Raw genomic sequence first — 11,906 nt, 5'->3', positions numbered from 1 at the left:
TCGTCTTAGGGGACGTCATGAAGGAATGGCAGTTTGCAGATCCTCCTAACGTCGGGGTGTTTTTGGACAGGGGCATAGTAACCCGGGGCGACTGGATCGCATATGTCTCGCATGACGATGACGACGGCAGTTGGCAATTCCACAACAGCGAAACCGGACCTGTTGAAGAAGGCGACATAATGATCGTGAGCCTGCAAAGCGTTTTGCAGCGGGATGAAAGCATCCAAATCTTGGCCGACTTGCCGGAAGGCTGGCATGCCTGGCGCAGCTCAAAATCGTCACCTTGGCAGCGGGCAAAATCGCGTCCCACACCCACCAACGACAACGAATGACTCGGCAATGTCTCAGGTCTGAGCTTGCACCGGTTCGCCGGTCTCCAGAGCGGGCGGCTCATCCCGACGCTTCGGCTCCTTGATCCTGAACCACGTCACATAAAGCGCCGGCAGGAACAGCAGCGTGATCGCAGTACCCGCGATGATGCCACCCATCATCGCGTAGGCCATCGGTCCCCAGAACACTTCGCGCGCGATCGGGATCAGCGCCAGGCTGGCGGCGGCGGCCGTCAGGGCGATCGGCCGCATGCGGTGTTCCGTCGCTTCGATGACGGCGGCCCAGCGGTCCTTGCCCTCTGCGACAAGGTCCTCGATCTGCACGATCAGGATGACCGAGTTGCGGATCAGGATGCCGATCAGCGCCAGGACGCCGAGAATGGCGACGAAGCCGAGCGGCGCGCCGCTCGGCACCAGGGCCGCCACCACGCCGATCAGCCCGAGCGGCGCCACCGCAACGACCAGGAACAGGCGCTGGAAGCTCTGCAGCTGGACCATCAGGATGGTTGCCATCACAAACAGCATCAGCGGCACGACGGCCGCGATCGGCCCCTGGCTCTTGGCGCTTTCCTCAACGGAGCCGGCGGTCTCGATCGAATAGCCCGGCGGCAGCTTGGCGATGAAGGCATCGACCGAAGGCTTCAATTCGTTGACCACCGTTGCCGGTAGAACGTCGCCGACCAGGCCGGCCCGCACCGTGATGGTCGGGATGCGGTCGCGTCGCCACACCGTCGGCTGTTCGAGCTCGTAGCGGAAGTTGGCCACCGCCGCGAGCGGGATGGCCTCGCCGGTGCTGGTCGGCAGTTGCATGTTCTGCAACGTCTCGATCGAACCGCGTTCGGCCTCGCGCGAGCGCGCCACCACATTGATCAGATAGGTGGCATCGCGCACTTGCGTGATGGTGGCGCCGCCGACGGTGCTGTTGAGCGCGCTGGCGATGTCGGAGGAGGTGATGCCGAGCTGCCGCGCCTTGTCCTGCAGCACGTCGACCCTGAGCACGCGCTGCGGCTCGTTCCAGTCGAAGGTCGGCGCGGCGAGTTTGGGATTGGCTGAAATCACGCCGGCGAATTGCTGCGCCAGCGAGCGCACCGTCTGGATGTCGGGCCCGCCGACGCGGTACTGCACGGGCCGGCCGACAGGCGGTCCGAGTTCGAGTAGCTTCACGAAGGCGTCGGTACCGACGAATTCCTCGCGCAGCAGCTTTTCCAGCGCCGGCTTCACCCGGTTGCGCGCCTCGATGCTCTTGGTGACGATGACCGTCTGGCCGAAATAGGGATTGGCCGGTTGCACGTCATAGGCGAGCACGAACCGCACCGCGCCTTGGCCGATATAGGACGAGAAATGGTCGATGTCGGGATTGCCGACCAGCGCCCGCTGCTCGAACCGCTCCATCTGCTCGCGCGTGTCGGCGATCGAGGAATTCTGCGGCAGGTTCCAGTCGACGATCAGCTCCGGCCGGTCCGAGGGCGGGAAGAACTGCTGCTGCACCAGGCCGAAGCCGGCGATCGACGCGGCAAACAACAGCACCGTGGCGATGATGGTCAGCCAGTGATGGCGCACCGAGCCGACAAGGGCACGCCGGAACAGCGAGGTGAAGCGGCCCGGCTGGTCGTGATGCTTCGTCTTCATCGTCGCCGGCAGGATGGTGACGCCGAGCAGCGGCGCGAAAAGCACCGCCACGATCCACGACACCAGCAGCGACACGGCAATGACGACGAACAGGGTGAAGGTGTATTCGCCGGCGGCGCTGTTGTTGAGGCCGATCGGAATGAAGCCCGCGACGGTCACCAGCGTGCCGGTCAGCATCGGAAACGCGGTCGATGTGTAGACATAGGTCGCCGCCTTGCGCAGGCTATCACCGACCTCCAGCCGCGCCACCATCATCTCGACCGCGATCATCGCGTCGTCGACCAGAAGCCCGAGCGCGATGATCAGCGCACCGAGCGAGATGCGCTGCAGCGAGATGCCGAGATAGGACATGACCGTGAAGGTGATGGCCAGCACCAGCGGGATCGACAGCGCCACGACGAAGCCGGCGCGCATGCCGAGACTGATGAAGGACACGGCCAGCACGATGGCCACCGCCTCGAACAAGGCGCGCGTGAAGCCCGAGACCGCTTCCTCGACGATGACCGGCTGGTCGGCGACCAGATGCACGCCGACGCCTACCGGCAGGTCTGCCAGCACCTTGTTCATCGCCTCATGCAGCGCCTCGCCGAATTTGAGCAGATTGGCGTTTGGCTTCATGCCGATGGCGAGCCCGATCGCGTCCTGGCCGTTGAAGCGGAACAGTGCCGTTGGCGGATCGACATAGCCGCGCGTGATCGTCGCCACGTCGCTCAGCCGGAAGAAGCGGTCGTTGACGCGAAGATTGATGGCGCGAAGGCTCTCTTCGGAGGTGAACTGGCCGCCGACCCGCACGCTGATGCGTTCCGGGCCGGACTGGATGACGCCGGACGGCGTGATCGCGTTCTGCGCTTGCAGGCTTGCCACGATCGCCTGTTGGTTGAGGCCGAGGGCCGCGATCTGGCGGGTCGAGAATTCGAGGTAGATCGCCTCGTCCTGGGCACCGACCAGGTCCACCTTGCCGGCATTCGGCACGGTCAGGATTTTTGTCCTGACATCCTCGACATAGTCGCGCAGCTGGCGCGGCGTCAGCCCGTCCGACGTGAAGGCATAGATGTTGCCGTAGACGTCGCCGAAACGGTCGTTGAAGAACGGCCCCTGGACGCCTTGCGGGAACTGCGCCTTGATATCGTTGACCATGTTGCGCACCTGAATCCAGTTCGGCACGACATCGCGCGCCTTGGTAGTGTCCTTCAGGTTGACGAAGATGACGGTCTGGCCGGCTGTGGTGACGGATTTGGTGTAGTCGAGGCTGTCGAGTTCCTCGAGCTTCTTCTCGATGCGGTCGGTCACCTGCTGCACCGTCTCCTTGACCGAAGCGCCGGGCCAATTGGCCTGGATGATCATGGTCTTGATGGTGAAGGCGGGGTCTTCCTCGCGGCCGAGGTTGAGGTAGGAGAAGATGCCGGCCGCAACGAAGACCAGCATGAAATACCAGACCATCGAGCGGTGGTTGAGCGCCCAGTCGGAGAGGTTGAAGCCCTTCATGAGGCCCCTCCCGCGGGCAGTTTGACCTTCTGGCCTTCGGTCAGGCTGTGGACGCCGGCGGTGACGACGCGCATTCCCGCTTCCAGTCCCTGAGCCACCGTGAAGGTTCCGCCGTTCCTGGAGGCAACCTTGATCTCGCGCGTGCTCACGCTCGATGTCTGCGCATCGACGATCCACACCCTGTCGGAGCCGTTCCTCTGGAAGAGCGCCGACAGCGGCAGTTCGATCGTCGGCTCCACCGTGGTCATGCGCGTTGCGGTCACGGTCGAGCCGAGCCGGAAGGCCTGCGGCGGATCGGTAAGCGTCAGCCGCACGCGCCGCGTGCGCGTCGAGCCCTCGGCCTGCGGCGCGATCTCGCGCAGCTTGGCCTCGGTCCGGATCGTCGGCAGCGATTGCAGGATGACCTGGAACGGCGTGCCGGCCGTGAGATGGCCGGTCAACTGGTCTGGAATATCGACCACCGCTTCGCGCGGGTCCGAGCGCGCCACGGTGACGACCGTCTGGCCGGGGGAGACCGTCTGGCCGACCTCGGCGCCGACAGCCGTGACGACGCCGTCGAAATCCGAGAACAGCCTGGCATAGCCGAGCTGCTCCTGCGATTTGGCCAGCGAGGCCTTGGCCCGCTCGACACTGGCCTCGGCCGCCTTCCTCGCCTGCTGCGCGGCATCGAACACGGCTTGCGTGGTGTTGGCGGTGGCAAGCAATTGGCGCTGGCGCTCCTCGCTGGCGGCGGCGTTGGCAAACTGTGCCTCGGCATTGGAGAGCTCGGCCTTGGCCGCCTGGACGGACAGCTCCAAGGCGGTCGGGTCCAGTGCCGCGATCGTCGTGCCCTTGCTGACGATGTCGCCGACATTGACGTCGCGGGACACGACCCGGCCGAGCAGGCGAAAGGCGAGATCGGCGCTGACCTGCGGCTCGACCGATCCGGCGAAGCCGAAGACCTGCGTGGTGCGCGGCTCGACCACCACCGACAGCACCGGCCGGATGATCTCCGGCGGCTTCTCCTCCGATTTCGAGCAGGCGGCGAGCGCGCCAAGCGCTATCACGCCAAGCAGGAGGCGCGGCAGCCGGCTCATTGGCCCGCTCCCGATATCTCGATTTTCTGACCCGCACTGAGCAGCTGTCCGCCCGCGGTGACGACGCTTTGGCCCTCCTCCAATCCCCTGGCGATGACGACGGTGCCGGAATTGAAAGCCAGCACCTCGACCGGTGCCATCGTCACCGTACCGGTCGAGGGATCGACGATCCAGACCGCCGGCTTGCCGGCGCTGGACGTCAATGCCTGCCAGGGCAGCAGGATCGCCTTGGCCGGTTTGGCGCCGACCGAGCCGATGACGGCCGCGCCCAGCGGCATGCCGGCGGGCGTATCGGCAATGCCGACCTTGACCCGGATCGAGCCCGACGCCGGATCGACCGCCGGGGAGATTTCGCGCACCTTGCCCGTTGCCCTGATCTGCGGGTCGGACAGAAGCGTAATCGTCACCGCCGGCGAGGTCGGCGTCCTGGCGACCAACGTCTCCTGGACGTTGAACACCGCGTCGCGGTCGCCGTCCTCGGCGACGGTGAAGACGGTCTGCGCAGCCTGCACCACCTGGCCGGTTTCGACTTGGCGGGCGGTGATGACGCCCGCGGCGCCAGCCTTGAGTTCGGTGAAGGACAGGTTCTGCTTGGCATTGGCGAGCGCGCTCTGCGCCGCGTCGAGGCTGCCTTGCGCCACCTTCAATGCCTGATCGGCGGCGTCATAGTCGCGCCTGGTGGTGTAACCCTGGGCAAGCAGCGTCTTTTGCCGCTCGAAGGCGGCGGCGGACTGGGTCAACTGCGCTTGCGCCGCGTCGAGATCGGCCTGCGCCGAGCGCAAATCGGATTCCTGCTCCTGCGGGTCGATGCGGGCAAGCACCGCGCCCTTGTCGACATGCTGGCCGACATCGGCAAGCCGTTCGGCGACGCGGCCGCCGACCCGGAACGACAGATTATTCAGCGTACGCGCCGCGATCACCCCGGTCAGCGCGGTTCTCGGCGCATAGTCGGCCATCGCCACGGTCTCGGTGCGCACCATGATCGGCAGCTTTTTCTCGGCCGCTTCCTGTTTCTGGCAGCCGGCCAAAAGCAGGACGGCCGTGCAAGTGAAAAGCGCTACGCCGATGGAAAAAGTCGAAAAATTGGAAGGTTTGACCGATGGCGGCGAGACGGACGATGTCGCGTTCCTGCTCATGGGCTCCCTCAGCCGCAGGCCGCTCGCCGATCGCGATGCCTCGCGGATCCCGGCACGATAGTCGATCTCCCGAAAAAGGAAACCGGACTCGTACCCGTGTCAGGCATCCGACTCGGGTTTGCAAAGGCCTGACGACGGCCAGTCCCGGCCGGGCAGCTTTTCGTGATAGGAATTTTTTCCTTGACGAGGTGAAGGCAACTATGATAGATATTTGGATATGGTGCTGAGTTGCGCCAGGGACCCGCCGCACAGGCGGGTTTTTCCGTTCAATGATCCTCAACAGCGCGCCGCGAAGGCTCCGAACCCGTTAACGCAGTCCGTTGCCCTGGTACGGATATCGCCGGCTGGTCAGGCGCGATACCTCAGGCCCAATCGCCTGCCGGCGGTGCCGACTTGAGGAAAGCATGAAATAAGCCCAGAAGACATCTGATCAAGCAGAACGGGCGCCGGCCCTATGAGGGACATCATGAAGAACTCAGCCATTTCCGAACGCAAGAGCCAGTCGATCTCGCGCGGTGTCGGTATGACCACGCAGATTTACGCCGACCGGGCCGAGAACTCGGAGATCTGGGATGTCGAGGGCCGCCGCTACATCGATTTCTCCTCCGGCATCGCCGTCGTCAACACCGGCCATCGCCACCCCAAGGTCATCGAGGCGGTCAAGGCGCAGCTCGACCGCTTCACCCACACCTGCCACCAGGTGGTGCCCTATGAGAGCTATGTACGGCTGGCCGAGCGGCTGAACGGCATACTTCCGGGCAAGTTCGAGAAGAAGACGATCTTCGTCACCACCGGCGCCGAGGCGGTCGAGAACGTCATCAAGATCGCCCGCAATGCCACCGGCCGCCAGGCCGTCATCGCCTTTGCCGGCGGCTTCCATGGCCGCACCTTCATGGGCATGGCGCTGACCGGCAAGGTCGTGCCTTACAAGGTCGGCTTCGGCGCCATGCCGGCCGACGTCTTCCACGCCCCGTTCCCGGTGCCGCTGCACGGCGTGTCGGTGGCCGATTCGCTTGCCGCGCTCGATCGCCTGTTCAAGGCCGACGTCGATCCGGCCAGGGTCGCGGCCATCATCGTCGAGCCGGTGCAGGGCGAGGGCGGCTTCTACGAAGCGCCGCGCGATTTCATGACCGCGCTGCGCAAGATCTGCGATCAGCACGGCATCCTGCTCATTGCCGACGAGGTGCAGACCGGCTTTGCCCGCACCGGCAAGATGTTCGCCATGGAGCACCATGAGGTGACCGCCGACATCACCACCATGGCCAAGGGCCTGGCCGGCGGCTTTCCGCTGGCTGCGGTCACCGGCCGCGCCGAGATCATGGATGCGCCTGGCCCCGGCGGGCTGGGCGGCACCTATGGCGGCAGCCCGATCGGCGTTGCCGCCGCGCATGCGGTGCTTGACGTGATCGAGGAAGAGAAACTGTGCGACCGCGCCAACTCGCTCGGCGCCAGGCTGAAGCAGCGCCTGGGATCGATCCGCGACGACGTCCCGGAAATCGTCGACATCCGTGGCCCCGGTTTCATGAACGCGGTCGAGTTCAACGACGTCAGGAAGGGCTTGCCATCGGCGGAGATGGCCAATGCGGTCAGGCTGAAGGCACTCGACAAGGGGCTGATCCTGCTCACCTGCGGCGTCCACGGCAACGTCATCCGCTTCCTGGCGCCGCTCACCATCCAGGACGGCATCATGAATGAGGCGCTCGACATTCTGGAAAGCTCGATCCGCGAGGTTCGCGCTGCCTGAAAGGGCGGCGCCCATTTCTCCTGACGGCTTACACCGGACCCGGTGAACGTGCCGTCAGGAGCTCGGATTCTGTAACCAGGCTGGAATGTCCATCTTGGCGTGCAGCACCCGCCAAACATCGATATGGTCGGTCTGTTCAAGATAAAAAATCAGGTATGGATAGCGCCTGACTTGCACGCTACGCAGACCAGGCAATCCAATTTCGTAGCCATATCTCAGAGAGCCCGATGCCGGATGGCTGGCTAGCAGTTTGTAGGCGTTTTGAAGCTCCTCGATGTAGCCCAATGCCGCGCGCGAACCAGCTTCTCGCGTATAGTAATCGACAGCATCCTCGACATCCCGCAGGGCTAGTTTTCGAGGAATGATCGCCTTTATGGGCACTTACTCTATTGGCCCTGCGCCCGTTTCCGCAGCGCGGCGAAATAGTCGTCGTCAACCGGAGCGCCCGGGGCGGACGATGCGCCCTCAAGGAGCAAGCCGCGCAGAAGCTGACGATCCTGATCGCGGCGGATCAATTCACGCACATACTCGCTGCTCGTGCCATAGCCGCGATCGGTCACTTGCTGATCGACAAAATGCTTCAAGCTTTCCGGCAGGGAGATGTTCATGGTGCTCATTCAGGCATTTTATAGTCTATGACAAAAATTGGCAATCTTAGGCACTGGCCTCGGCTGACTCTTTGTTCTGGAACGCGGCCAGCGCCGCTTTCAGTCCGTCCGGCCCCGCAGCCACCGTCTGCGGCGCCGGCGAGAAGCCGGCGCTCAGCATCTTGCGGCCGAGCATGTGGTCGCCGGGGCGGTTGACCGATTCGATGCCGAGCAGCCTGTCTGCGGCATAGTGGTAGATCGAGAACTTGTTGTCGGCGAGATCGCCCAGCACGACATGGCTGTCGCCGCCGGATGTCAGGCCGACCATCTGCAGCTTCATGTCGCCGATGTCGGACCAGAACCAGGGCACGGCCGAATAGGCGTCGGCATGGCCCGTTATGGTGCGCGCGGCAAGCCGCGCCTGGTCGGTGGCGTTCTGTACCGATTCCAGCCGCACGTCGCCGCCGGTGAACCAATGCCGATAGGAGGCGGCGTCGCCGATGGCGAGGATTTCCGGCACCGAGCTGCGCATCTGGTTGTCGACGCGAATGCCGTTGGCGATGGTGAGGCCGGCTTCCCCGGCCAGTTCGACGTTGGGCAAGGCGCCGATGCCGACGACGACCATGCGCGCCGGCAGCCTTTCGCCAGACGAGGTGATCGCTGCCGTGACATGGCCGTTTTCGCCTTCGAGCCTTGCGATCGTGGTGCCGGTGAGAATGTGCACGCCGGTCGCTTCCAGCCGTTGGCGGACATGGCTCGCCACGATCGGCGCCACGGCGCGGCCAAGCAGCCGGTCGACCGCTTCCACGACCGTTACGGTGCGGCCGGCCGCGCGCAGCGTCGCCGCGATCTCCAGCCCGATGAAGCCGCCGCCGAGGATGACGACGTCTTCGCTCCGTGCGCTCAAGTCCCGGATCAGCCGCGCATCGGCCAGCGAGCGCAACGACACCACACCGGACAGATCCGCGCCGGGCAGCGGCAGGAGGCGCGGGCGCGAGCCGGTGGCGAGGATCAGATGATCGAAGGCAAGTTCGCCGCCGCCTGATATCTCCAAACGGCGACTGCCGGCATCGATGCGGTCGATCCGAACGCCCGGCCGGTAGTCGACGGCGTTGCCGGTGTAAAATGCCTCGCCACGCAAGGGTTGCGGCTTGGCCTCGGCATCCTTGATGAAGGTCTTCGACAGCGGCGGCTTGTGATAGGGCAGTTCGTTCTCGTCGCCGACGAGGATCACCGGCCCGTCGTAACCCTCCTCGCGCAGGCTTGCCGCCGCCTGCACGCCCGCATGTCCCGCACCGACAATGACCACGCCGTTCTTCATCGCATTCCGATCCCAAGCTTGATTTTAGGATGTCTCGCCACGTGGCAATTGTCTGGCGCCGCCGCAAGAGGCCATTTGCGGGTCGCACCCGGAACGGCGGCTGTCAATCGGACGGTTCGGCGATGAAGTCGGCACACGGTGCAGGCGGCTAAAGTTGACTATCGCAGTTTAGAATAATTCTAAACTGTTGTTTCGATTGAGTTTTCCTGTCGATTTTCGTTGACTTCCATCGGTCCTGAAGCTTTATGGGGCCTCGCGCATCGGCGCATCCCTTTGATGTCTGGGCCTTGAACCCTTTCGATTGGAGGCATTTTGGTGTCTTTCTTCTTCGACCCGCGCGACAGCGCGGCATGCCCCGCGAATGACGGCCTGCACATGGCCTGGCGCCGGTTGTCGCGCGCGCCGTTCACAAAATTCCCGAAAAACTGGAGAGTGATAATGACGGCACGACATGGCAGCAGGCTTGCGGCGATCAGTGCCACGGCGCTGCTGACGGCGGCGGTGTTCGTGCTGCCGGCCAAGGCCGAGAGCGATCCCAAGGCGGTCATCAAGACCTATGCCGACATCGCGCTTGCCAAATACGAGGATTCGCTGACCACCGCGCAGGCGCTCGACAAGGCGGTCGATACCTTGTTGGCCAAGCCTTCGGCCGAGACGCTCAATGCCGCCCGCGAGGCCTGGAAGGCATCGCGCGTTCCCTACCAGCAGACCGAGGTCTACCGCTTCGGCAACAAGATCGTCGACGACTGGGAAGGCAAGGTGAATTCCTGGCCGCTGGACGAAGGCCTGATCGATTATGTCGCCAAGAGCTACGGCACAGAATCCGACGCGAATTCGCTCTACACGGCCAATGTGATCGCCAACAAGGAGATCGAGATCAACGGCAAGAAGGTGGACGCCTCGAACCTTTCGCCGGAATTCCTCTCCGGCACGCTGCAGGAGGCCGGCGGCGTGGAGGCCAATGTCGCCACCGGCTACCATGCCATCGAGTTCCTGCTCTGGGGTCAGGACCTGCACGGCACCGGACCGGGCGCCGGCGAGCGCCCCTACACCGACTATGATCTCAAGAACTGCACCGGCGGCAATTGCGACCGCCGCGCGGAATATCTGAAGTCAGCCAGCACGCTTTTGGTGTCCGACCTCCAGGAGATGGTCGGCGACTGGAAGGAAGGCGGCGCTGCGCGCAAGAACCTGGTCGACGGCGAGCCGAACGCCGCTATTTCGGCCATCTTCACCGGCATGGGCTCGCTCTCCTACGGAGAACTCGCCGGCGAGCGCATGAAGCTCGGCCTGCTGCTGCACGATCCGGAAGAGGAGCATGACTGCTTCTCCGACAACACCTACAATTCCCATCTTTATGACGCCGTCGGTATCCGCGCCGCCTATCACGCCAGCTACACCAGGCTGGACGGCACCGTCGTTTCAGGGCCGTCGGTGGCGGACATGGTCAAGGCGGCCGATCCGGCCATCGACAAGGAACTGTCTGACAAGCTCGATGCCACCGTCGCCAAGATGGAGGCGATCAAGGCCCGCGCCGAAGGCGGCGAGGCTTACGACCAGCAGATCGCCGAAGGCAACACCGAGGGCAACGCCACGGTGCAGGCGGCAATCGACGCACTGGTCGACCAGACCAAATCGGTCGAACGCGCCGTCGGCGCGCTGAAGCTCAACGCCATCGCCTTTGAGGGTTCAGACAGCCTCGATGCGCCGGACAAGGTGTTCCAGTAAGCGTCGAAGCCTGGAAGCCCGGGCCGAAGTCACAAAGGCTTCGGCGCGGGGAAGATAGAGTCAAGCCACACGGCGCGGAAGGCGCCGTCAGCCATCCGAGCAAGTTTATGCTGATCTGCCATTGCAACATCATCACCGAGAAGGAGATTGAGCAGACGATCGTCGGGCTGCTGGACCAGGATCCCTGGCAGCTCATCGTGCCGGCAAAAGTCTATCACGCCATGCACAAGCGCGGTCGCTGTTGCGGCTGCTTCCCAAATGTGGTCGAAACGATCATTCGGGTCACCGAGAACTACCACGCCCGCTCGCAGGCGAGCGGCGTTGACATCGTTTCACATCTGGATCGCGTCAGAGGCCTGCGCGTCCAATACGGGAGCAGAACCCATGAAAGGCGAACCACAGATCATCGAGCGGCTTAACGAGGCTCTGTTCCTGGAGCTTGGTGCCGTCAATCAGTATTGGGTCCATTTCCGTCTGCTGGAGGACTGGGGATACGCCAAGCTCGCCAAGAAGGAACGCGCCGAATCGATCGAGGAGATGCACCATGCCGACAAGCTCGTGGCCCGGATCATCTTCCTGGAAGGGCACCCCAATCTGCAGTCCGTGGCGCCGCTGCGTATCGGACAGAACGTGAAGGAAGTGCTCGAATCCGACCTTGCCGGCGAGTATGACGCTCGCACCGCCTACAAGCGCTCGCGCGAGGTCTGCAACGAAGCCGGCGACTATGTCAGCATGAAACTGTTCGAGGAACTCTTGGCCGACGAGGAGGGGCACATCGACTTCCTCGAGACGCAGCTCGATCTGCTTGCCTCGATCGGCGAGGAAAAATACGGCCAGCTCAATGCCGCATCGGCGGACGAGGCGGAGTAAG

11 protein-coding genes are annotated in these 11,906 nt (G+C 63.9%); 5 read left to right on the top strand and 6 right to left on the bottom strand.

Annotation, left to right across the window (positions count from 1 at the left end; translation table 11 throughout):
* The first annotated feature begins 17 nt into the window (after positions 1-17).
* A complete protein-coding gene (locus FJ979_RS07770) occupies positions 18-332 on the top strand; it encodes a hypothetical protein (protein WP_140523831.1) in 315 nt (104 codons plus the stop codon).
* Positions 333-344: 12 nt separating this feature from the next.
* Here FJ979_RS07770 and FJ979_RS07765 read toward each other — a convergent pair whose 3' ends face one another.
* The 3 genes from FJ979_RS07765 to FJ979_RS07755 are packed head-to-tail and all read right to left on the bottom strand — an operon-like array spanning position 345 to position 5,655.
* Positions 345-3,443: an efflux RND transporter permease subunit gene (locus FJ979_RS07765; RefSeq protein ID WP_140580446.1), complete on the bottom strand. Its 3,099-nt coding sequence runs from the start codon at positions 3,441-3,443 to the stop codon at positions 345-347.
* On the bottom strand, positions 3,440-4,519 hold the full coding sequence (locus FJ979_RS07760) for an efflux RND transporter periplasmic adaptor subunit (RefSeq protein ID WP_140564868.1): 1,080 nt from the start codon (positions 4,517-4,519) through the stop codon (positions 3,440-3,442). Before FJ979_RS07760 ends, FJ979_RS07765 begins: the two co-directional genes overlap by 4 nt.
* Positions 4,516-5,655, bottom strand: coding sequence for an efflux RND transporter periplasmic adaptor subunit (locus FJ979_RS07755; protein WP_140523840.1), 1,140 nt, complete (start codon positions 5,653-5,655; stop codon positions 4,516-4,518). The genes FJ979_RS07760 and FJ979_RS07755 overlap by 4 nt, the downstream gene beginning before the upstream one ends.
* Before the next feature lie 466 nt (positions 5,656-6,121).
* On the opposite strand from FJ979_RS07755, the gene FJ979_RS07750 reads away from it, so the two are divergent.
* On the top strand, positions 6,122-7,399 hold the full coding sequence (locus FJ979_RS07750) for a 4-aminobutyrate--2-oxoglutarate transaminase (protein ID WP_140496838.1): 1,278 nt from the start codon (positions 6,122-6,124) through the stop codon (positions 7,397-7,399).
* Between the two features lie 54 nt (positions 7,400-7,453).
* Here FJ979_RS07750 and FJ979_RS07745 read toward each other — a convergent pair whose 3' ends face one another.
* From FJ979_RS07745 to FJ979_RS07735, 3 genes are read right to left on the bottom strand one after another with little or no spacing between them, the layout of a single operon-like run.
* Complete coding sequence (locus FJ979_RS07745) at positions 7,454-7,774, bottom strand: type II toxin-antitoxin system RelE/ParE family toxin (protein WP_181167355.1); 321 nt, start codon at positions 7,772-7,774, stop codon at positions 7,454-7,456.
* A gap of 11 nt (positions 7,775-7,785) precedes the next feature.
* On the bottom strand, positions 7,786-8,016 hold the full coding sequence (locus FJ979_RS07740; RefSeq protein ID WP_140496834.1) for a type II toxin-antitoxin system ParD family antitoxin: 231 nt from the start codon (positions 8,014-8,016) through the stop codon (positions 7,786-7,788).
* 37 nt (positions 8,017-8,053) lie between these two features.
* Positions 8,054-9,307 carry an FAD-dependent oxidoreductase gene (locus tag FJ979_RS07735; RefSeq protein ID WP_140580444.1) on the bottom strand — a complete coding sequence of 418 codons (1,254 nt, stop codon included), beginning with the start codon at positions 9,305-9,307 and terminating at the stop codon, positions 8,054-8,056.
* 438 nt (positions 9,308-9,745) lie between these two features.
* On the opposite strand from FJ979_RS07735, the gene FJ979_RS07730 reads away from it, so the two are divergent.
* From FJ979_RS07730 to bfr, 3 genes are all read left to right on the top strand, one after another.
* Positions 9,746-11,035 (top strand): imelysin family protein, encoded by a 1,290-nt coding sequence (locus FJ979_RS07730; RefSeq protein WP_140556727.1) that lies wholly within the window; start codon positions 9,746-9,748, stop codon positions 11,033-11,035.
* A gap of 107 nt (positions 11,036-11,142) precedes the next feature.
* A complete protein-coding gene (locus tag FJ979_RS07725) occupies positions 11,143-11,454 on the top strand; it encodes a (2Fe-2S)-binding protein (protein WP_140523850.1) in 312 nt (103 codons plus the stop codon).
* On the top strand, positions 11,420-11,905 hold the full coding sequence (gene bfr, locus FJ979_RS07720) for a bacterioferritin (RefSeq protein ID WP_140496826.1): 486 nt from the start codon (positions 11,420-11,422) through the stop codon (positions 11,903-11,905). The genes FJ979_RS07725 and bfr overlap by 35 nt, the downstream gene beginning before the upstream one ends.
* Position 11,906 lies beyond the last annotated feature (1 nt).

The sequence above is a fragment of the Mesorhizobium sp. B1-1-6 genome (assembly GCF_006443035.1).
Taxonomy (GTDB): Bacteria; Pseudomonadota; Alphaproteobacteria; order Rhizobiales; family Rhizobiaceae; genus Mesorhizobium.
The sequence above is the reverse complement of the archived record's forward strand: the minus strand, read 5'-3'. Positions and strand labels throughout refer to the sequence as shown.